The sequence below is a fragment of the Isoptericola sp. NPDC056618 genome, from assembly GCF_042792715.1.
Classification (GTDB): domain Bacteria; phylum Actinomycetota; class Actinomycetes; order Actinomycetales; family Cellulomonadaceae; genus Isoptericola; species Isoptericola nanjingensis.
Window position 1 is genome coordinate 614,050 of sequence record NZ_JBHTVZ010000001.1, and the last position, 19,890, is coordinate 633,939.

At 74.9% G+C, this 19,890-nt stretch carries 17 protein-coding genes; 9 read left to right on the forward strand and 8 right to left on the reverse strand.

The window, feature by feature from the left end:
- Positions 1-33: 33 nt before the first annotated feature.
- Positions 34-618, reverse strand: coding sequence for a DUF1697 domain-containing protein (locus ACFQ8T_RS02855; RefSeq protein ID WP_430545039.1), 585 nt, complete (start codon positions 616-618; stop codon positions 34-36).
- A 303-nt stretch (positions 619-921) separates the two neighbouring features.
- Here ACFQ8T_RS02855 and ACFQ8T_RS02860 point away from each other — a divergent pair, with 303 nt between their 5' ends.
- On the forward strand, positions 922-2,253 hold the full coding sequence (locus ACFQ8T_RS02860; protein WP_430545090.1) for a PhoH family protein: 1,332 nt from the start codon (positions 922-924) through the stop codon (positions 2,251-2,253).
- A 22-nt stretch (positions 2,254-2,275) separates the two neighbouring features.
- Here ACFQ8T_RS02860 and ACFQ8T_RS02865 read toward each other — a convergent pair whose 3' ends face one another.
- Complete coding sequence (locus ACFQ8T_RS02865) at positions 2,276-3,628, reverse strand: FUSC family protein (protein WP_430545040.1); 1,353 nt, start codon at positions 3,626-3,628, stop codon at positions 2,276-2,278.
- Positions 3,629-3,697: 69 nt separating this feature from the next.
- On the opposite strand from ACFQ8T_RS02865, the gene ACFQ8T_RS02870 reads away from it, so the two are divergent.
- Positions 3,698-4,186 (forward strand): MarR family winged helix-turn-helix transcriptional regulator, encoded by a 489-nt coding sequence (locus ACFQ8T_RS02870; RefSeq protein ID WP_430545041.1) that lies wholly within the window; start codon positions 3,698-3,700, stop codon positions 4,184-4,186.
- 190 nt (positions 4,187-4,376) lie between these two features.
- Here the strand turns inward: ACFQ8T_RS02870 and ACFQ8T_RS02875 are convergent, their stop codons facing one another.
- On the reverse strand, positions 4,377-5,813 hold the full coding sequence (locus tag ACFQ8T_RS02875; protein ID WP_430545042.1) for a class II fumarate hydratase: 1,437 nt from the start codon (positions 5,811-5,813) through the stop codon (positions 4,377-4,379).
- 84 nt (positions 5,814-5,897) lie between these two features.
- Between ACFQ8T_RS02875 and ACFQ8T_RS02880 the strand changes: the two genes are divergently transcribed.
- A complete protein-coding gene (locus ACFQ8T_RS02880; RefSeq protein WP_430545043.1) occupies positions 5,898-6,452 on the forward strand; it encodes a DUF1697 domain-containing protein in 555 nt (184 codons plus the stop codon).
- A gap of 22 nt (positions 6,453-6,474) precedes the next feature.
- Here ACFQ8T_RS02880 and ACFQ8T_RS02885 read toward each other — a convergent pair whose 3' ends face one another.
- Both ACFQ8T_RS02885 and ACFQ8T_RS02890 read right to left on the reverse strand, forming a co-directional pair.
- A complete protein-coding gene (locus ACFQ8T_RS02885) occupies positions 6,475-8,076 on the reverse strand; it encodes a PfkB family carbohydrate kinase (protein ID WP_430545044.1) in 1,602 nt (533 codons plus the stop codon).
- Positions 8,073-8,348, reverse strand: coding sequence for an exodeoxyribonuclease VII small subunit (locus ACFQ8T_RS02890; RefSeq protein WP_430545045.1), 276 nt, complete (start codon positions 8,346-8,348; stop codon positions 8,073-8,075). The genes ACFQ8T_RS02885 and ACFQ8T_RS02890 overlap by 4 nt, the downstream gene beginning before the upstream one ends.
- 114 nt (positions 8,349-8,462) lie before the next feature.
- On the opposite strand from ACFQ8T_RS02890, the gene ACFQ8T_RS02895 reads away from it, so the two are divergent.
- Positions 8,463-10,082 (forward strand): ABC-F family ATP-binding cassette domain-containing protein, encoded by a 1,620-nt coding sequence (locus ACFQ8T_RS02895; protein ID WP_430545046.1) that lies wholly within the window; start codon positions 8,463-8,465, stop codon positions 10,080-10,082.
- Positions 10,083-10,086: 4 nt separating this feature from the next.
- On the opposite strand, the gene ACFQ8T_RS02900 is transcribed toward ACFQ8T_RS02895, so the two are convergent.
- Positions 10,087-11,247, reverse strand: a complete 1,161-nt coding sequence (locus ACFQ8T_RS02900; protein WP_430545047.1) for an epoxide hydrolase family protein — start codon at positions 11,245-11,247, stop codon at positions 10,087-10,089.
- A 62-nt stretch (positions 11,248-11,309) separates the two neighbouring features.
- On the opposite strand from ACFQ8T_RS02900, the gene ACFQ8T_RS02905 reads away from it, so the two are divergent.
- A complete protein-coding gene (locus ACFQ8T_RS02905) occupies positions 11,310-12,272 on the forward strand; it encodes a helix-turn-helix transcriptional regulator (RefSeq protein ID WP_430545048.1) in 963 nt (320 codons plus the stop codon).
- Here the strand turns inward: ACFQ8T_RS02905 and xseA are convergent.
- Complete coding sequence (gene xseA, locus ACFQ8T_RS02910; RefSeq protein ID WP_430545049.1) at positions 12,238-13,530, reverse strand: exodeoxyribonuclease VII large subunit; 1,293 nt, start codon at positions 13,528-13,530, stop codon at positions 12,238-12,240. The two genes, ACFQ8T_RS02905 and xseA, sit on opposite strands and share 35 nt — an antisense overlap.
- Before the next feature lie 63 nt (positions 13,531-13,593).
- Here xseA and ACFQ8T_RS02915 point away from each other — a divergent pair, with 63 nt between their 5' ends.
- On the forward strand, positions 13,594-14,637 hold the full coding sequence (locus ACFQ8T_RS02915; protein ID WP_430545050.1) for a 4-hydroxy-3-methylbut-2-enyl diphosphate reductase: 1,044 nt from the start codon (positions 13,594-13,596) through the stop codon (positions 14,635-14,637).
- 36 nt (positions 14,638-14,673) lie between these two features.
- On the opposite strand, the gene rmuC is transcribed toward ACFQ8T_RS02915, so the two are convergent.
- Positions 14,674-16,251 carry a DNA recombination protein RmuC gene (gene rmuC, locus ACFQ8T_RS02920; protein WP_430545051.1) on the reverse strand — a complete coding sequence of 526 codons (1,578 nt, stop codon included), beginning with the start codon at positions 16,249-16,251 and terminating at the stop codon, positions 14,674-14,676.
- A gap of 120 nt (positions 16,252-16,371) precedes the next feature.
- On the opposite strand from rmuC, the gene ACFQ8T_RS02925 reads away from it, so the two are divergent.
- The 3 genes from ACFQ8T_RS02925 (at position 16,372) to ACFQ8T_RS02935 (ending at position 19,887) form a co-directional block, all read left to right on the forward strand.
- Positions 16,372-17,196 (forward strand): ABC transporter ATP-binding protein, encoded by an 825-nt coding sequence (locus tag ACFQ8T_RS02925; protein ID WP_430545052.1) that lies wholly within the window; start codon positions 16,372-16,374, stop codon positions 17,194-17,196.
- Entirely contained in the window at positions 17,166-18,767 is a 1,602-nt protein-coding gene (locus tag ACFQ8T_RS02930; RefSeq protein WP_430545053.1) for a hypothetical protein, read from the forward strand. The genes ACFQ8T_RS02925 and ACFQ8T_RS02930 overlap by 31 nt, the downstream gene beginning before the upstream one ends.
- A 79-nt stretch (positions 18,768-18,846) precedes the next feature.
- Positions 18,847-19,887 (forward strand): GNAT family N-acetyltransferase, encoded by a 1,041-nt coding sequence (locus tag ACFQ8T_RS02935; protein ID WP_430545054.1) that lies wholly within the window; start codon positions 18,847-18,849, stop codon positions 19,885-19,887.
- The last annotated feature ends 3 nt before the right edge of the window (positions 19,888-19,890 follow it).

The following is a 19,890-nucleotide window of genomic DNA, read 5'->3' on the forward strand; positions in this document are numbered from 1 at the left end:
TAACGTCCGGTGCCGAAGGCCGGCCCCGGCGTCTCAGGTCGCCTCGCGGGCCATCGCCACCAGCTTCGTCAGGGTGTTCCAGTTCCGCGCGGTGGTCCAGGTGCCCGCGGCCCCGTCGACCAGCGCGGGGGTGAGCTTCGACCGGCCGATGCCCACCACGTAGTCCACGTAGAGCACGCCGTCGACGACGGCGACCCGCTCCGGCCGGTCCTCCACCAGCCGCGCGAGGGCGTCGGCGTCCACGGGCTCGGGGGAGACGTGCACCTGCACGTGGGACGGGTGGTCGGCCACGGAGTCGGGGAACGGGTCGGCGGCGAGGACGGCGGCCGCGCGTTCCGCCGTCAGGGCGACGACGCGCAGGTCGCCGTCGAGGCGGTCGGCCAGCGCGGCCGCGACGCGCCCGGCGACGTCGCCGTCGTCCGTCGCCCCGACGGCCACGAGGTTGCCGCTGTTGGCGTAGGTGCGGGCATCGGCCAGGCCCGCCGTGGCGGCGGCCTCGCGCAGGTCGGCGGAGGTCACGCGGCGGGACCCGCCGACGTTCACGCCGCGCAGGAGCACGACCCAGGCGGTCGGGTGGTCGTCCGCAGGCGTGGGGGGTGTCGAGGGCTGGGGGGTCACGGCTCCATGGTGCTCGCCCTTCCTGCCCGCGTCGCGGCGGGGTCGAACGCGTGAACGGGGGGTGACAACTTCCCGACCCGCCGACGTGGGGGTGGTGGCGCGAATCACAGCGTCGTAGTTTGGCGGCAGGGACGGTGTCCAGCCGTCCTCGGGGAGGCCAGCCGATGGGGTTCACGCTCCGTGCGGGAGGGCCGGCTCCGGCCCGGCGCCGCACGGCGCCCCCGGGGCGGCCGCCCGTCCACCTGGAGGGAGCTCGCCGTGGCCCGAACTGCACCCGTCCCTGAGCGCGACACCGTCGACGCCATCGAACCGGACGGCACCACCCCGCGCACGTTCGTCGTCGACACGTCCGTGCTGTTGTCCGACCCGCGGGCGATCCACCGCTTCGCCGAGCACGACGTCGTCCTGCCGGTCGTCGTCATCACGGAGCTGGAGGCCAAGCGGCACCACGCCGAGCTCGGCTACTTCGCGCGCAGCGCGCTGCGGATGCTCGACGAGCTGCGCCTCAAGCACGGCCGTCTCGACGCGCCCATCCCGGTGGGCGAGGCGGGCGGCACGCTGCGGGTGGAGCTCAACCACACCGATCCGCAGGTGCTGCCCGCCGGGTTCCGGCTCGGCGACAACGACACCCGGATCCTGTCCGTGGCGGCGAACCTCGCGGCCGAGGGCTGCGACGTCACCGTGGTCTCCAAGGACCTGCCGATGCGGGTCAAGGCGTCGGCCGTGGGCCTGCGCGCGGAGGAGTACCGCCACGAGCTCGCCGTCGACTCGGGCTGGACGGGGATGCGCGAGATCGACGTCGCCGACGAGCAGGTGGGCACCCTGTACGAGGGCGGCGAGGTGGAGCTGGCCGCCCTGGACCCGGCGGTCGTCGAGGCCGCCTCGCCGTTGCTGTGCCACACCGGGCTGGTGATCCATTCGCCGGGCGGCTCGGCACTCGGGCGCGTCACGGCCGACAAGACGGTCCGGCTCGTGCGCGGCGACCAGGACGTCTTCGGCGTGCACGGCCGCTCCGCGGAGCAGCGCATCGCCATCGACCTGCTGCTGGACCCGGAGGTGGGGATCCTGTCGCTGGGCGGGCGCGCCGGTACCGGCAAGTCGGCGCTGGCGCTGTGCGCCGGCCTGGAGGCGGTGCTCGAGCGCCGGCAGCACCGCAAGGTGATCGTGTTCCGCCCGCTGTACGCGGTGGGCGGGCAGGAGCTCGGCTACCTGCCCGGGTCCGAGTCCGAGAAGATGAATCCCTGGGCGCAGGCGGTCTACGACACGCTCGGCGCGCTCGTCTCGCCCGACGTCGTCGACGAGGTGATCGACCGCGAGATGCTCGAGGTGCTGCCGCTGACCCACATCCGCGGACGCTCGCTGCACGACGCGTTCGTCATCGTGGACGAGGCCCAGTCCCTCGAGCGGAACGTGCTCCTCACGGTGCTGTCCCGCATCGGGCAGGACTCGCGCGTGGTCCTCACGCACGACGTCGCGCAGCGCGACAACCTGAGGGTCGGCCGGCACGACGGCGTCGCCGCCGTGATCGAGGCGATGAAGGGGCACCCGCTGTTCGCGCACGTGACCCTGACGCGCTCCGAGCGGTCGCCCGTCGCGGCGCTGGTCACCGAGATGCTGGAGTCGCTGGAGATCTGACGGGGCGCGCCCGCGCCGCCGGTCAGGCCGCCGCAGGCGCGGCCGGCCGGCGGCGCGGGTGCACCAGGACGACGGCGAGCACCCCCACCACGGCGCCGAGCACGGTGTCGAGGGCGCGCGAGGCCGCGATCCCGGCCGGGTCGACCGACCCGCCGAGGGACGTCATCAGCAGCGCCATCGGCGTGATGGTGAGCATCGCCAGCCCGTAGTGGCGCCCGACGACGACCTCCGTGACCACCTGCAGCACCACGACGACGACGCAGGTCGCGGCGAACGACAGGTGCGCCGCCAGGAGGGGCCAGGCGAGCAGCGCGCCCAGCACGGTGCCGCCCCCGCGCTGCAGCGCGCGGACCACGGCGTGGCGCGTGCTCGCGCCCTGCAGGGTGGCCGTGGCGCCGAGCTGCGCCCACGCCGGATGGCTCAGCCCGGCGGCGAGCGTGCCCGCGCCGGCGACGACGCTCGCCAGCACCACGCGGACCCCGGCGAGGCGCCAGCCGGGGAGGCGCCAGCCGGCGCGGACGTCGTCGCGCAGGCGGCGACGCGGCGGCAGGGCGTCGGCGGGCGGGACGGTGCGCGAGGTCGCGCCGTCGGGGGTCTCGTCGGACGTCGTGGGGTCGAGCGCCGCCTCGACCGCTGCCAGCTCGGCGGCGAGCACGCGCGCGGTGTCGCGGGTGCGCCGGCGGGACAGGTCGTCGGCGAGCACCTCGCGGGCCCGGGCCACGGCGGCCGACGCGGCCCGCGCGGCGTCCGGGGCGTCGGTGCCGGCGTCGAGGGACCTCCGCACGGCGTCCGCCGCCCGGCGGACGGCGAGCCGCGCCGGCGCGCTCGGGCGGACGAGCCACCCGCCCATCCCGACGAGCCACGCGATCGCGGCGCCGACGGCGAACGCGGCCCCGCGCTCGGCGACGTCGCCCCACGCCAGGGGGCCGACCATGCCGCCCGCCGCGGCGAAGACGACGATGCTCGCCCCGGGCGGTCCGGTGCGGACCAGGGTGCACAGGGCGGTGGCCACGCCGGCCACCAGCGCCACCACCGCGAGGACCACGAGCACGGGGGCGCCCGCGGCGGTGAGGGAGGCCGTGAGCAGGAAGGCGACGACGAACACGGCGGCGACGCCGGCCAGCAGGGACGCACGCCGCCGGTACGGCTCGTACCGGCCGTAGAGGATGACGAGCGCCCCCAGGGAGGCGAAGGCCGCCAGGTCGGTGCGGCCGACGGCGGCGCTCAGCGCGAGGACGACGGCGGCCGCGGCGCCGACGCGCAGCGCTGCCGCGAGCGTCGCGTCGGCGGGGTTGATGCGCAGCGCGGTGCGCAGGTGGGCGGGGTCGAGGACGTCGCGGGCGCTCGTCAGGACGGGGGAGGAGGTGGGAGGCATTGCCGCCGATGATAGTTCACGGGTAAATCATCATGGAAGTAGTTGCGGTGTGACGTCTATCCTGTCGCCGTGGACTACATCGAGCGCGTGCGCGCGCAGTGGGCCGAGCGGCTCCCCGCCGTCGACACGTCCCCGGCCGACGTCGGCGCGCGGTTGCGCCGGATCGCCGCCCTGCTGGAGGCCGAGGTGTCCGACGACCTCGCCGCCCGCGACGTCACGCGTGCCGAGCTCGACGTGCTCACCGCGCTGCGGCGGTCCGGGCGCCCGCTGCGCGCCGGCGAGATCACCACGATGACGGGCTCGCCCGGGGCGTCGATCACCAAGCGCCTGGACCGGCTGGAGCGCGCCGGCCTGGTGGGACGCGCCGTGCACGAGCGCGACAAGCGCGGCGTGCTCGTGGCGCTGACCACGGAGGGGGAGGCGCTCGTCGACGAGCTGTTCCCCCGGCAGATCGAGCACGAGCGCGCGGCCCTGGCGGACCTGTCCGAGGCGGAGCGGGCCGAGCTCGGCCGGCTGCTCGCCGTCGTCCTGCGTCGCCTGGACCCGAAGGACTACTGATCGCGGGGAGGCGCCGCACGTCTCAGGTGGAACCCCCCAGCCCCGCGCCCCGAGGGGCGCCTCCCCGCGTACGCCGACAGTAGCAGGTGAGGTTAGCCTTACCAACCCCGAGCTAGGTATGCGGTCACCACCGGGAGACGCCGACGGCGGCGCTCCCCGAGGGGAGCGCCGCCGTCGCGGGGCGGGGACGTCAGGCCTGCGGGGGCTTGGTCATCTTGAGGACGTCGAGGGCCGAGTCGAGCTGGGCCTCGGTGACCTCGCCGCGCTCCACGAAACCGAGGTCGATCACGGCCTCGCGGACCGTCATGCCCTGCTTCACCGAGTGCTTCGCGACCTTGGCCGCGGCCTCGTAGCCGATCACGCGGTTGAGCGGCGTGACGATCGAGGGCGACGACTCGGCGAACGCGCGGGCGCGGTCCACGTTGGCGGTGATGCCCGAGACCGTCTTGTCGGCCAGGACGCGCGACGCGTTGCCGAGCAGGCGGATCGACTCCAGCACGCCCTGCGCGATGACGGGGATCTGCACGTTGAGCTCGAACGAGCCGCTGGCGCCGGCCCACGCGACGGTGGCGTCGTTGCCGACCACCCGGGCGGCCACCATGAGCACGGCCTCCGGGATCACCGGGTTGACCTTGCCCGGCATGATCGAGGAGCCCGGCTGCAGGTCGGGGATCGCGATCTCGCCCAGGCCGGTGTTCGGGCCCGAGCCCATCCAGCGCAGGTCGTTGCAGATCTTGGTGAGCGACACGGCGATGGTGCGCAGCGCGCCCGAGAGCTCCACGAGGCCGTCGCGCGCCGACTGCGCCTCGAAGTGGTCGCGCGCCTCGGTCAGGGGGAGGCCCGTGTCCTCGCGCAGCAGCTCGATGACGCGCTGCGGGAACCCGGCCGGGGTGTTGATGCCGGTGCCGACCGCGGTGCCGCCCAGCGGGACCTCGGCCGCGCGGGGCAGCGCCGCCTCGACGCGCTCGACGCCGTAGCGGATCGCCGCGGCGTAGCCGCCGAACTCCTGGCCCAGCGTCACCGGGGTGGCGTCCATGAGGTGCGTGCGGCCGGACTTCACGACGGCCGCGAACTCGTCGGCCTTCGCGCCCAGGGCGTCGGCCAGGTGCTTCAGGCCCGGGACCAGGTCGTGGATCGCGCCGGCCGTGGCGGCCACGTGCACCGACGTCGGGAAGACGTCGTTGGACGACTGCGAGGCGTTGACGTGGTCGTTCGGGTGCACGTCCTTGCCCAGCGAGCGCGTGGCGAGGGTGGCCAGCACCTCGTTGGTGTTCATGTTCGACGACGTGCCCGAGCCGGTCTGGAAGACGTCGATCGGGAAGTGCGCGTCGTGCACGCCCGAGGCGACCTCGTCGGCCGCGGCGACGATCGCGTCGGCGATGTCCTGGTCGAGCACGCCCAGCTCGGCGTTGGCGCGCGCGGCGGCCTTCTTGATGCGGGCCAGGGCCTCGATGTGCCCGCGCTCGAGCGTGGTGCCGGAGATGGGGAAGTTCTCCACGGCCCGCTGCGTCTGCGCGCGGTAGAGCGCGTGCGCCGGGACGCGCACCTCGCCCATCGTGTCGTGCTCGATGCGGTACTCGGTCTCGCCCGCGCCGGACGCGCCGGGGACGACGGTGTCGGAAGTCATGCCTCTATCGTGCCGCACCCGCGAGGGCGGTCCGTCGTGAGCCGGGTCACGCCCGGTGTCGGAGGCGTGGGCGAGGATCGGGGCGTGACCTTCACCCACGTGGTGCTCTACCGCGCGATGAACCTCGGGCACCGCGGCAGCCCGGTGCGCGACGTCCTCGAGCGTGCCCTGCGCGACGGCGGCGCCGCGGCGGTGCGGTCGTTCCAGACCAACGGCACCGTGCTCCTCGACCCGGGCGGCGACGCGTCCGCGGCCGAGCGTGTGGTGCGAGAGGCGGCGCCGTTGCTCGCCGAGCGCTCCGGATACACGCATGCAGCGCTCGTGCGTCCGCTGGCCGACGTCGCCGCGGCGATCGACGGCGACCCGTTCGCGCTCACCCGCGACGAGCGGACGTACCGCGACACCCTGACGTTCGTGGACGGCGGGCAACCGCTGCCGCTGGACCTGCCGTGGACCGACGAGCGCGACCTGCTCGACCTCGTCGCCGCGCGACCGGGCGTCGTCCTCGGCGTGGTGCGGGGCGGACCGGGGACCTGGGCGGACCCGAACTCGCTCGTCGAGCGGCTCACCGGGGGCGTCGCGACGACGCGCACCCTCGGCACCGTGCGGCGGCTGCTGGCGGCCGCCGCACGGGCCTGAGCGGGCGGGACCCGCGTCGCCGTCAGGCGGCGGCCGGCTCCTCGCCGATCTCGCCGTCGACCGCCACGAGGTGCGCGCTGCCGTCGTCCAGGTCGTAGACGACGCCGACGACGGCCAGGCGGCCCTCGTCGATGGCCGCGGCGATCGCTGCCGAGTAGCCGCGCAGCAGCGCGACGGTGTGCTTGACGTGCTCCGTGCGCAGCACGGCCGGGTCGATCGGCCCGGTGACGCCGTGGCGGCTCGTGAGCTCCGCGACCGAGGGGATGACCTTGTCGACCACGGCGCGCACGAAGCCCGGGGGCTGCTCGCCGGTCGCGAGGGTGTGCGCGGTCGCCGCGACGGCGCCGCACGAGTCGTGCCCCAGCACCACCACGAGGGGCGTGTGCAGCACCTCCGTGCCGTACTCGATGGAGCCGAGCACGGTCGTGTCGACCACGTGCCCCGCGGTCCGCACGACGAAGACGTCGCCCAGGCCCTGGTCGAAGATGATCTCTGCCGCCACCCGCGAGTCGGAGCACCCGAAGATCACGGTGTGCGGGTGCTGGACCGAGCGCAGCTCGCGCCGGCGGACGGCGTCCTGGTCGGGGTGGTCCGGCTCGTCGCGGACGAACCGGCCGTTGCCGGCCCGCAGCCGGGCCCAGGCTTCGGTGGGGGTCAGGGTCATGAGTGCTCCTCTGTTCCGTGCTCGCCGACCCGCACGCGGTCCAGGCCCGATGAGATCGTGGGGCCACGGCGGGTTCGCGCCGGCCCGGGAGACGGTCACGGCGGCCACGGCGACCGCGCGCACGAGCATCCGTGCCGTCGCCGCGCGGTCGATGGCGCGCAGCGCGTCCCGCCGGGCCGCGCCCAGCAGGTCCGCGCCCCACAACCAGTCGAGGAGGGCGCCCATGAACGAGTCGCCGGCGCCGACGGTGTCGACGACGTCGACCCGCGGCGCGGCGACGGCGACCTCGCCGGCCGCCGTGACCGCCGTCGCTCCCTCGCCCCCGAACGTCACCACGACGACCGCCGGGCCGGTGGCCTGCCAGTCCCGCGCGACGTCGAGCGGCGCCCGGTCGGGGTAGAGCCACGCCAGGTCCTCGTCGCTGACCTTCACCACGTCCGAGAGCGCGACGATCTCCTCGACCCGCGGCCGGACGACGTCGGCGTCGCCCATGATCGCGGGCCTCGCGTTGGGGTCATAGGTCACGGTCGACGTCGCCCGGGCGACCTCCACCAGCCCCCGCACGTCGGCGTCCCCGGGCGGGAGCACGGCGGCGATCGAGCCGGTGTGCACCGCGAGCGTCTCGGCCGTGGCGCCCGCGTCCGCGGGCACCTGCCACTCGAGGTCGAACTCGTAGGTCGCGGCGCCGGTGTCGTCGAGGGTCGCCTGGGCGACGCTCGTGCGCGCCGCGCCGTCGCTGCCCGGGGCCAGGGCCACGCGGGACTCGGCGAGCCACGACCGGACGTCGTCGCCGCGCGCGTCGCGGCCGAGCCAGGTCGCGAGCCGCACGTCGCGGCCGAGACGGCCGAGCGTGAGCGCGACGTTCGCCAGGCTGCCGCCGGGGTGCTCCTCGCTGGTCCCGTCGGGGCGGTGCACCGCGTCCACCAGCGCCTCGCCCACCGCGAGGACGTGCGCGCTCACGCGTCGTCCTCCTCGGCCTCGTCGGTGCCGGACGAGGTGGCGGACGAGGCGGCCTGCGCCGCCGCGAGCCGCTCCCGCGCGCCGTCGAGCCACTGCTGGCAGCGGGCCGCGAGCGCCTCGCCGCGCTCCCAGAGGGCGAGCGACGCCTCCAGGGGCTCGCTGCCGGCCTCGAGCCGGGCGACCACCTGGACGAGCTCGTCGCGGGCTTCCTCGTAGGTCAGGGCGGAGACGTCGGCGGGCAGGTCCGGGGCACCGGGGTTCGCATCGGTCACGGGGGACAGTCAACAACACCGGGCCGACAGGCCGTCGACGTCGTCCGTGTCGCGGGCACGGCTGCGGGCGGAAATGCCTTGCGGGCGGGCGGGCGGTCGGGCAGCGTGCGCCGCATGGGTCATCTGGAGGTGGCGCACGTCGAGCACGTGCTGCCGGACGGGCGCACGCTGCTCGACGACGTCTCGTTCCGCGTCCCCGAGGGGAGCGCCACCGCGCTGGTGGGTCCCAACGGCTCCGGGAAGACCACCCTGCTGCGCCTGCTGTCGGACGACCTCGTGCCGCAGGCCGGGTCCGTCACGGTGACGGGCGGACTCGGCGTCATGCGGCAGTTCGTCGGCTCCGTGCGGGACGAGACAACGGTGCGCGACCTGCTCGTCTCCGTCGCGCCGCCCCGGATCCGCGACACGGCCCGCGCGGTCGACGCGGCCGAGCTGGCGATCATGGAGGTCGACGACGAGCCCGTGCAGCTCGCCTACGCGCAGGCGCTCGCCGACTGGGCCGAGGCGCAGGGCTACGAGGCCGAGACGCTGTGGGACGTGTGCACGGTCGCCGCGCTCGGCGTCCCGTACGAGCAGGCGCGCTGGCGCGAGGTGCGCACGCTCTCCGGCGGCGAGCAGAAGCGGCTCGTCCTCGAGGCGCTGCTGCGCGGCCCCGACGAGGTGCTGCTGCTCGACGAGCCGGACAACTACCTCGACGTGCCCGGCAAGCGATGGCTCGAGGACCAGCTGCGCGCCACCCGGAAGACCGTGCTGTTCGTCTCGCACGACCGCGAGCTGCTCGCGCGCGTCGCCGACCGCATCGTCTCCCTCGAGCCCGCGCCGTCCGGCGCCGACGCGTGGGTGCACGGCGGCGGTTTCGCGACGTTCCACGAGGCACGCCGGGAGAGGTTCGCGCGGTTCGAGGAGCTGCGCCGGCGCTGGGACGAGAAGCACGCCCAGCTCAAGAGGCTGGTGCGCGAGCTGCGGCAGGCGGCCGCGAACAGCGACGCGATGGCGTCCCGGTACCGGGCGGCCCAGACCCGACTGAGCAAGTTCGAGGAGGCCGGCCCACCGCCCGAGCCGCCGCGCGAGCAGGACATCCGCATGCGCCTGCGCGGCGGCCGCACGGGCGTGCGGGCGCTGACCTGCGAGCGGCTCGGGCTCACCGGCCTGATGCAGCCGTTCGACCTCGAGGTCTTCTACGGCGAGCGCGTCGCCGTCCTCGGGTCGAACGGGTCGGGCAAGTCGCACTTCCTGCGGCTGCTCGGCGGCGACGACGTCGCGCACACGGGGGAGTGGCGGCTCGGCGCGCGCGTGGTGCCGGGGGTCTTCGCGCAGACGCACGCCCACCCGGAGCTGTTCGGCCGCACGCTCACGCAGATCCTGTGGGAGGACCACGCCCGCGACCGCGGCGCGGCGATGTCCGCGCTGCGCCGCTACGAGCTGACCGTCGCCGCCGACCGCGCGTTCGACCGGCTGTCCGGCGGGCAGCAGGCGCGGTTCCAGATCCTGCTGCTCGAGCTGGCCGGCTGCACCGCGCTGCTGCTCGACGAGCCCACCGACAACCTCGACCTGGCCAGCGCCGAGGCGCTGCAGGAGGGCCTGGAGGCTTTCGACGGCACCGTCGTCGCCGTCACGCACGACCGCTGGTTCGCGCGGTCGTTCGACCGGTTCCTGGTGTTCGGCGAGGACGGCACCGTGCGCGAGACGCCCGAGCCCGTCTGGGACGAGGGGCGGGTCGTCCGCGCACGGTGACGGGTCAGGACCGTCCGTCGAAGAAGGCGTGCAGGTCGTCGGCCAGCAGCCGCGGCTCCTCCATCGCGGGGAAGTGCCCGCCCTCGGCGTGCTCCACCCACCGGTCGATCGCGCCCCAGCCGTTGAAGACCTTCGCCATGAGCGGGTGCGTGTCGAACACGGACCACCCGGACGGGACGTCGGAGGCGGAGAGCCAGTCGAGCCCGGAGTGCGAGGCCTCGTAGTAGAACTGCGCGCTGGACGCGCCGCTACGGGTGAACCAGTACAGCGACACGTTCGTGAGGAGCTGGTCGCGGTCGACGGCCTCGTCGGGCGTGCGGGACGCCGGGTTCGTCCAGGTCTGGAACTTTTCGGCGATCCACGCGAGCTGCCCGACGGGGGAGTCGCTCAGGGCCGCGCCGATCGTGTCCGGGCGGTGGTTCTGCATCTCGAAGTAGCCGTGCTCGGCGGCGTCGGCCGCGCGCACCGCGTCGATCTGGGCGATCTCGTCGTCGGTCAGCCCGTCCGGCATCGGGTAGGCCGCGCCCACCATGCCGAGCGACCGGCCGTCGCTGCCGACGTGGGTGCCGATCACGCGCTCCGGGTAGAGCGCGGCGAGCCGGCCGGTGGTGCCGGCCCCGATGTCGGTGCCGTGCACGGCGAACCGCTCGTACCCGAGCCGCGTCATGATCTCGGCGTACGCCTCGGTGGTGCGCGCGACCTCCCAGCCCGTGCCGGACAGGGGCGTCGAGTAGCCGAACCCGGGCAGCGAGGGCACGACGACGTGGAACGCGTCGGCGAGCAGCGGGAGCAGCCGCTGGTACTCGACGAACGACCCCGGCCACCCGTGGCACAGCAGCAGCGGGGTCGCGTCCGGGTTCGCGGAGCGGGCGTGCACCACGTGGAAGGTCTGGCCGTCGACGACGGTCGTGACCTGCTCGTGCGCGTTCAGGGCGGCCTCCTGCGCGCGCCAGTCGAAGCCGTCGCGCCAGTACTCGGCGAGCTCGCGCAGGTACGGCAGGGGGATGCCGCGGCTGAAGTCCGTGCGGTCGTCGCGGCCGGGCACGGGCAGGGGCCAGCGGGTGCGCGCCAGGCGGTCGCGCAGGTCGTCGAGGTCGGCCTGCGGGACGTCGACGCGGAAGGGGACGAGGGCGGTGTCGGCGGTGGGGTTCATCACTCGGTTCATGACTCCCACGCTCGCAGCAAACGCGGAAGACTTGCTTCCGCGATCGGTGAGATGCTCCGAAGATGCTCGAGACCTCGGCCCGCCTCCTCCAGCTCCTGTCCCTGCTGCAGCTGCGGCGCGACTGGACCAGCGGCGACCTGGCCGAGCGGCTCGGGGTGAGCACCCGCACCGTGCGCACCGACGTCGGCAAGCTGCGCTCGCTCGGCTACCCGGTCGAGGCCCGCCCCGGCGTCGCCGGCGGGTACCGACTCGCCGCAGGGTCGGCGATGCCGCCCCTCGTGCTGGACGACGACGAGGCGGTCGCGGTCGCGATCGGGCTGGCCGCGGCCGCGCACGGGCAGCACGGTGAGGGGGAGACCGCGCTCACGGCGCTCGCGAAGGTCGAGCAGGTCATGCCCGCGCACCTGCGGCGCCGCGTCGAGGCCGTCCGGGAGGCGACGAGCGTCGTGCCGGGCGGGGACCCGGCGCCGGACCTGCAGGTGCTCGGGGGCGTCGCCGCCGCGATCCGTTCCGGTGAGCGGCTCCGGTTCCGCTACGCCTCCCACGACGGAGCCGAGTCCTCCCGGCACACGGAGCCGCACCGCCTGGTGCGCTGGGGGTCGCGCTGGTACCTGCTGGCCTGGGACCTCGACCGGCTGGACTGGCGCGTCTTCCGGGTCGACCGGATCACGCTGCGCCCGCCCACCGGGGCCCGCTTCCGGCCGCGCGTCATCCCCGAGGACGCGGTGCTGCGGCACGTCGTGGCGCGGGTGGGCCGGGCGACCTGGCGCTACCGGGCGCGGATCCTCGTGCACGCTCCCGCCGCGGAGGTCGTGGCCAAGGTCGGCTCCCCGCTGGAGGTCGAGGAGGCCGGGCCGTCCACCTGCCGGATCGAGGTGGGCAGCGACGACCCCGACCAGCTCGCCCTGTGGATCACCCGGCTCGACCTGGACGTCGAGGTGCTCGAGGGACAGGAGCTCGCCGCGGCGTTCGGTCGGCTCGCGGACCGGTTCAGGCAGGCGGCGCGGGTGCGGCCGTCGCGGTGACGGCGGCCTCCAGCGAACCCTCGGCGACGCGCACGTGCACGGCGTCGCCGGCCGTGACGTCGTGGCTCGCCCGCACCACGTGCCCGTCCGCGCGCTGCACGACGGCGTACCCGCGCTCCAGCGTGGCCTGCGGGGAGAGCGCCCGGACCTGGGCCGCGAGCCGGCCCACCTCTCCGGACGCGCGCAGCAGCGCGGCGTCCAGGCAGTGGCGGGCGTGCCGCACGTGCTGGGCGATCTCGCGCTCGCGGACGTCGACCGTCGTCTGCGGCCGGGCCAGCGCCGGGCGCGACCGCAGGGCGTCCAGCCCGTGCTGCTCGCGCTCGACCCGGCCGGCCACCGCGGCACGCATCCGCCGGCGCGCCTGGTCGAGGCGCAGCCGCTCCTCGGCGACGTCGGGCACGACCTGCTTCGCGGCGTCGGTCGGGGTGGACGCGCGGTGGTCGGCGACGAGGTCCAGCAGGGGGGTGTCGGTCTCGTGCCCGATGGCGCTGACCAGCGGGGTCGTGCAGGAGGACGCCGCGCGGACCAGGGCCTCGTTGCTGAACGGCAGCAGGTCCTCGACGGAGCCGCCGCCGCGCGCCACGACGATCACCTCGACCTCGGGCCGGGCGTCGAGGTCGGCGATCGCCGCACTCACCTCCCGGACGGCGTCGACGCCCTGCACGGCGACCTCACGGATCTCGAACCGGACCTGGGGCCAGCGGGCGCGCGCGTTCACCACGACGTCGTGCTCCGCCTTCGACTCCCGCCCGCACACGAGGCCCACCACGGCGGGCAGGAACGGCAGCGGGCGCTTGCGGTCGAGGTCGAACAGGCCCTCCGCGGCGAGCACCCGGCGCAGCTGGTCGATGCGGGCGAGCAGCTCGCCGACGCCCACCTGGCGCACCGCGGTCGCGCGCATCGACAGACGGCCCGTCTTGACCCAGAACTCCGGCTTGGCCTGCACCACCACGTGGTCGCCCACCTCGGGCTTGTGGTGGAGGCCCTCGTAGATCCGCGACAGCAGGTGCACGGGCAGCGAGGCCTCGGCGTCGGTGTCCCGGAGGGTGACGAACTGCATCCCGGCCCGGGGGCGGTAGGTGTGCTCCACGACCTGGCCCTCGACCCAGACCGACGACATCCGCGCGACGTAGTCCCGGACCTTCGCGGACAGGAGCCGCACCGGCCACGGGCGGTCCGCGGTCGTGTCGCGGGCGAGCTCGGGCAGGGGCTGCGGCTGGGCTTGCGGCTGGGACTGGTCCGACACGGCGTCCAGCATGCCCCACGCCCCCGACGGAGCCTCGTCACCGGTTGTCCACAGTCCGTACCTAGACTGTTGCCCGTGACTGTGACCAGCCCGGCCCCCGCCACCCCGACGTCCACCAAGCGCGTGCTCCTGGCCGCGCCGCGCGGCTACTGCGCGGGGGTGGACCGCGCGGTGGTCGCGGTCGAGAAGGCGCTCGAGACGTACGGCGCGCCCGTGTACGTGCGCAAGGAGATCGTCCACAACAAGCACGTGGTGGAGACGCTGCGCGACCGCGGCGCCATCTTCGTCAACGAGACCGACGAGGTGCCCGAGGGCGCCCGGCTGGTGTTCTCCGCGCACGGCGTCTCCCCGGCGGTGCGCGCGTCCGCCGCGGCCCGCAGCCTCGACACCATCGACGCCACCTGCCCCCTGGTGACCAAGGTGCACAAGGAGGCCGTCCGGTTCGCCAAGGACGACTACGACATCCTCCTCATCGGCCACACCGGGCACGAGGAGGTCGAGGGGACCGCCGGCGAGGCGCCCGACCACGTGCAGGTCGTCAACTCCCCGGACGAGGTCGACCAGGTGCAGGTCCGCGACCCGGAGAAGGTCGTGTGGATCTCGCAGACCACCCTGTCCGTGGACGAGACCATGGAGACCGTGCGCCGCCTGCGCGACCGGTTCCCCGAGATGCAGGACCCGCCCAGCGACGACATCTGCTACGCCACGCAGAACCGCCAGGTCGCGGTGAAGAAGCTGGCCCCGGAGTGCGACGTCGTCATCGTCGTGGGCTCCGCGAACTCGTCGAACTCGGTGCGCCTCGTCGAGGTGGCGCTGCAGGCCGGCGCCCGGACGTCGTACCGGGTGGACCGCGCGACCGAGATCGAGGACGCCTGGCTCGACGGCGCGACGACGGTGGGCGTCACGTCCGGCGCGTCGGTGCCGGAGATCCTCGTGCAGGACGTCATCGCGCACCTGGACAGCCACGGCTTCGGTGAGGTCGAAGAGGTGCGCACCGCCACCGAGGACCTGATGTTCTCGCTGCCGCGCGAGCTGGCGCGCGGCCTCAAGGCCGCCGGCCAGGAGGAGAAGCGGCCCCGCCGCGGCGCGCGCACCGCGCTGCCCGTCGAGCCGGCCTGACGCCGTCGGTCCCGCCGGTCGGGCCGGCCGGAGGGCTCAGCCGGCGGCCGACTCGCCCTTCTCGTCGGCCACGGACGAGCGCTCGAGGTCGCGCTGTGCGGCGTCGACCAGCGACTCGACCGAGTCGTCGCGGGCCCCGTCCGCGGTCAGGGTGCCGAGATCGACGACCAGGCCCTCCTCCACGGCGAGCAGCTCGGGCTTGGTGACCGCGCGGGTGGTGTCCTCGACCGCCTTGAGCGGCTCGATCACCTGACCGGCGTCCACGACCTTCAGCTCGACCATCCGCCGTGCCTGCGGCAGCACGCGCGTCTCCAGCGACCCGACGAACGAGTTGTAGTGCTTGGTCGCGGCGGTCATCGACTGGCCGAGCTTGGTGATGCTCTTGGTCATCGTGACGATGCGGGCGTACAGCTCCTTGCCCGTCTGCAGCACCTTCTGCGCGTCCTCGGCGATGGCGTCCTGCTGCCAGGCGTAGGCCACGGTGCGCAGCATGGCGACGAGCGTCATGGGGGTGGCGACGAGCACCCGCTTGCGGATCGCGGTCTCGAGCAGGTCGGGCTGACGCTCGACCGCCGCTGCCAGGATCGGCTCGGCGGGGACGAACAGGACGACGAACTCGGGTGCCGCGTCGAACTGCGACCAGTAGGCCTTGCCCGCGAGCACCTCGACGTGCTTGGCCAGGTCCTTGGCGTGGGCGTCGAGCTCCCGGTCCCCGTCGGCCGGGCTGTCCGCCTGCTGCGCCCGCAGGTACGCGCTGAGCGGCACCTTCGCGTCGACCACGATGTTCTTGCCGCCCGCCAGGCTCACCACGAGGTCGGGGATCAGCGTCTCGCCCTCCGCCGTCGTGCGGTGCACCTGGGCCTCGAAGTCGACGTGGTCCATCATCCCGGCGGCCTCGACCACGCGCTTCAGCTGGAGCTCGCCCCACACGCCGCGGGTCTGGTTGGAGCGCAGGGCCGAGACCAGGTCGCTGGTGCCGACGCGGAGCTGCGCGTTGACCGTCTCGAGCTGGCGCAGCTGCTCCGTGAGGGCCGTGTGCCCCTGGAGGCGCGCCTGCTCGGCGGTGTCGACGCGGGCGTTGACCTTGTCGAGCGTCTTGCTCATCGGGTCGAGCAGCGCGCGGATCGCCTGCTCGCGCTGGGCGAGCGTCTCGTCGTTCTTCTGCGTGCTGCGGCGCAGCCGCTCGTCGGCCAGGTCGAGGAACTGCTTCTGATTCGCCGTGAGCACGTCGTTGGCGAGCGCGCGGAACCGCTGCGCGGCGGCCTCCTGGTCGCCCTTGGCCTCGGCGAGCTGCTCCTCGAGGTGCTCGCGCACCTGGGCGAGCAGCCGGTCGGCCTGCTCCCGCGCCTCCGCCACGCGCCGGTCAGCCTCCTGGCGGGCGTGCTCGCGCTGCTCCGCGAGCCGACGGTCGCTCTCCTCGCCCGCCTGCGCCAGCCGGCTGCGCAGCTCCGCGGCGTCGCGCCGCAGCACCTCGAGCTCGCCGTGCTCCTGGACCCGCTGCAGCTCGTCCGACCGGCCCGACCTCGCGGCCCGGTTGGCGTGCCAGAGCCATCCGACCAGGATGCCCAGCACGAGGGCGCCGAGGACCAGGATCACCGCGAGGCTCGTCGTCATGGGCCACACGGTGTCATGGGGCACCGACACGGGGGAGCACCGCGGCGGCGCGTCGCTGACCAGCACGTCGGTGCGGCGCGGCCCTGTCACGCGCCGCGCCGCGCGCACTACGGTTGACCTGTGAGCGACCAGACCGGGCCGCCGCCCGCCGCCCCCGCCCCCGTCCCTCCGCCCGACCTCTCCGCCGCCCTGAGCCTGCGCGGCCTGTGGAAGCGGTTCGGCCAGAAGATCGCCGTCGCCGGCGTGGACCTCGACGTGCCGACCGGCTCGTTCTTCGGCCTCGTCGGCCCCAACGGCGCGGGCAAGACGACGTCCCTGTCCATGGCGACCGGTCTGCTGCGGCCGGACTTCGGCACGGTGCACGTGCACGGCACGGACCTGTGGACGCTGCCCGAGCGGGCCAAGGCCGAGCTCGGGGTGCTGCCGGACGGCGTCCGGCTGTTCGACCGGCTCACCGGCGCACAGCTGCTCACCTACGCGGGCCTGCTGCGCGGGCTGGACCGGGACACCGTCGCGGAGCGCACCGAGGACCTGCTGCAGGCGATGGACCTGGTCGGCGACCGCGACACGTTCGTCGTCGACTACTCCGCCGGCATGACGAAGAAGATCGGCCTGGCGTCGGCGATGATCCACGCGCCGCGCGTGCTCGTGCTGGACGAGCCCTTCGAGGCGGTCGACCCCGTCAGCGCCGCGAACATCCGCGACATCCTGCACGGGTACGTGGCCGACGGCGGCACGGTCGTCGTGTCGAGCCACGTCATGGACCTGGTGCAGCGGATGTGCTCGCACGTGGCGGTCATCGCCGGCGGGCACGTGCTCGCCGCCGGCACCGTCGCCGAGGTGCGCGGGGAGCAGAGCCTCGAGGACCGCTTCGTGGACCTCGTCGGCGGCCGTCGGGAGTCGGAGGGACTGGCGTGGTTGCGCAGCTCGTCCGCCTCAAGCTGACCCTCCTGGCCAACACGTTCCGCCGGAGCGTGTGGCAGACGATCGGCCTGGTGATCGGGTCCCTCTACGGGCTCGGCGTGCTGGTCCTGGTGGTGGCCGCCGCCGTGGCGGGCGGCAGCGCGGACCCGGTCGTGACCGGCCACGTGCTCACCCTCGCGGGAGCGCTGGTGGTTCTCGCGTGGTGGGTGGTGCCCGTCTTCGCGTTCGGCGTCGACGCGACCCTGGACCCGCGGCGCTTCGTCACCTTCGCCATCCCGCGGCGCACGCTGCTGGCCGGGCTCGCTCTCGCGGGGCTCGTCTCGATCCCGGCGGCGGTCACGACGCTCGGCGCGCTGGGTGTCTCCTTCGCCTGGTGGCGGCAGCCGGCCGCGCTCGTCACCGCGCTGGTCGGCGGCGTCCTCGCCACCGCGCTGTGCGTCGTGGGCTCCCGGGCCGTGACGACGGCCCTCGCGCCGCTGCTCGACTCGCGGCGGTACCGCGAGGTGCTGGCGATCGTCGCCGTCGTGCCGCTCCTGCTCATCGGGCCCGCGGTCGGCTGGCTGGCGGACGGCGTCGAGGTCACGGTCGACGGGGCAGGCTCCGACGCGCTGGGGGCGGCGATCGCCCCGCTGGCCGACGTCGTGGGCTGGACCCCGCTGGGGGCGCCGTGGGCGCTGGCCTCGGCGGTCCACGACGGCGCGTGGGCCCTGCTCGTGGTCCGGGTCGCGATCTGCCTGGGCACGCTCGCCCTCGCCTGGGTGGTGTGGGACCGCGCGCTCGCCCGCGAGCTCGTGACGCCGCACGGCGGCGGCTCGTCGGCCACGGCGGCGAAGGGCCTCGGCTGGTTCGGCCGGCTGCCCGCCACGCCGCTGGGGGCGGTCGCCGCGCGGACCGCGACCTACTGGGTGCGCGACCCCCGGTACGCGGCGTCGATCGCGATGGTGCCGCTGCTGCCCCTGGTGCTGCTCGCCGTCGGGACGACGAACGGCGCGGGCGGCGTGGTCCTGCTCCTCATGGCGCCCCTGGCGGCGTGGCTGCTCGGGTTCGGCATCTCGAACGACGTCGGCTACGACAACACGGCGTTCGCGCTGCACGTCGCGACCGGCGTCCGGGGGCGGGTCGACCGGTGGGGTCGCGTGCTGCCCGTGCTGGTGGCGGGGCTGCCCCTGTGCGTCGCGTTCGCCGTGGTGGGGTGCGCCGTCGCCGGCCGCTGGGACGCGCTGCCCGCCATGCTCGGCCTCACGGCCGGCACGCTGGGCGCGTCGCTCGGGATCTCGAGCGCGGTGTCCGCGCGGCTCGTCTACCCCGTGCCGAAGCCGGGGGAGAGCCCGTTCAAGTCCCCGCAGGGCGCCACGATGGCGACCATGCTCGCCCAGATGGCGACGATGGGGATCATCCTCGCGGTGAGCGTGCCCACGCTCGCGCTCGCCCTGCCGGCGATCCTGCTGCCGCAGGCCGCGCTCGGCTGGGCGGCGCTCGGCGTCGGCCTCGTCACCGGCGTGCTCGTGCTCCTGCTGGGCGTGCGCTGGGGCGCCCGGACCTACGACCGTCGGCTGCCCGAGCTGCTGCAGCAGGTGATGGCCTTCGGGTGACGCCCCGACGGGCTCGCTCCGGGGTTCGTGACGGGGCGGTCATGGGGAGCCCAAGGGACCCTTTGCGACAATAGGGCGCGTGACCTCCGAGAACCTCGAGCACCTGCCCCTGCCCGACGGCTGGACGACGTCGGCCCCCGACCTGGCCGACCTGCCCCGCCTCGGCGAGCTGCGCGGGGCCGTCGCCGCCCCGTTCACGGGCTCGTCGGTCGTGAACCAGGACGCGCTCGCCGCGGAGGTCGCGGGCCCGGTGTCGTGGACGCGCCGCCAGGTCGTGGCGCGCGACCCCGAGGGCGTGGTCCAGGGCTGGGCGTGGGTGCACGACCGTGCCGCGGGGCGCGTCGTCGTGGGGGTCGACGTCGACCGCGCGGCCCCCGCGGCCGACGAGCTGGCGGCCGCGGGCTACGCCTGGGCGGCCCGGCAGGGGCGGGAGCTCGCGGCGCAGCGCGGGGTGGGCCGCACCCAGCTCGACGCCGGCGCGTTCGCGGGCGACACGGCCCAGCAGGCCTGGCTCGCCGCGGCCGGGTACGCCAAGGCCCGCTCGTGGCTGCAGATGTCCCGGCCCGTCGTGGCGGAGGAGGCGCACCGGGGCGTGCTGCCGGACCCGCGCCCGGGCGTGACCGTGCGCCGGGTCGCGACGCACGACGACGGGATGCCCGTCGCCGAGGACCTGCAGACCGTGCACCGGGTGCTCGAGAGCGCGTTCGAGGACCACTTCAACTCCTACCGGGAGAGCTTCGGCGAGTTCCTGGTGCGGCTGCGCTCCGACCCGGGGCACCGGTGGGACCACTGGTGGCTGGCGTTCGTCTCCGACCCGCAGCAGCCCGACGCCGCCCCCGAGCCGATGGGCGCCCTCGTGGGTGCCGTCCTGCCCTCCGGCGCGTCGGGCAAGGAGGGCAGCTACATCGAGTACCTGGGCGCCGACCGCCGCGCCCGCGGCCGCGGGGTCGCGACGGCGCTGCTGTTCGCCGTCGTGCGCGACGCGGCGGCGCGGGGTCGCGACCGCGTGGGGCTCGAGGTCGACGCCGACAGCCCCACCGGCGCCGCGTCGTTGTACGAGAGCTGGGGCTGGCGCACGTCCTACGTCACCGAGTCCTGGCACCAGGACGTCGACGTCTGAGTG

Excerpts from the sequence above, each read along its gene's own strand:
- ACFQ8T_RS02865 (WP_430545040.1), bottom strand. The coding sequence starts at position 3,628 with ATGCCTCCCACCTCCTCCCCCGTCCTGACGAGCGCCCGCGACGTCCTC.
- ACFQ8T_RS02895 (WP_430545046.1), top strand. The coding sequence starts at position 8,463 with ATGGGTCATCTGGAGGTGGCGCACGTCGAGCACGTGCTGCCGGACGGG.
- rmuC (WP_430545051.1), bottom strand. The coding sequence starts at position 16,251 with ATGACGACGAGCCTCGCGGTGATCCTGGTCCTCGGCGCCCTCGTGCTG.
- xseA (WP_430545049.1), bottom strand. The coding sequence starts at position 13,530 with ATGCTGGACGCCGTGTCGGACCAGTCCCAGCCGCAAGCCCAGCCGCAG.
- ACFQ8T_RS02905 (WP_430545048.1), top strand. The coding sequence starts at position 11,310 with ATGCTCGAGACCTCGGCCCGCCTCCTCCAGCTCCTGTCCCTGCTGCAG.
- ACFQ8T_RS02900 (WP_430545047.1), bottom strand. The coding sequence starts at position 11,247 with ATGAACCGAGTGATGAACCCCACCGCCGACACCGCCCTCGTCCCCTTC.
- ACFQ8T_RS02875 (WP_430545042.1), bottom strand. The coding sequence starts at position 5,813 with ATGACTTCCGACACCGTCGTCCCCGGCGCGTCCGGCGCGGGCGAGACC.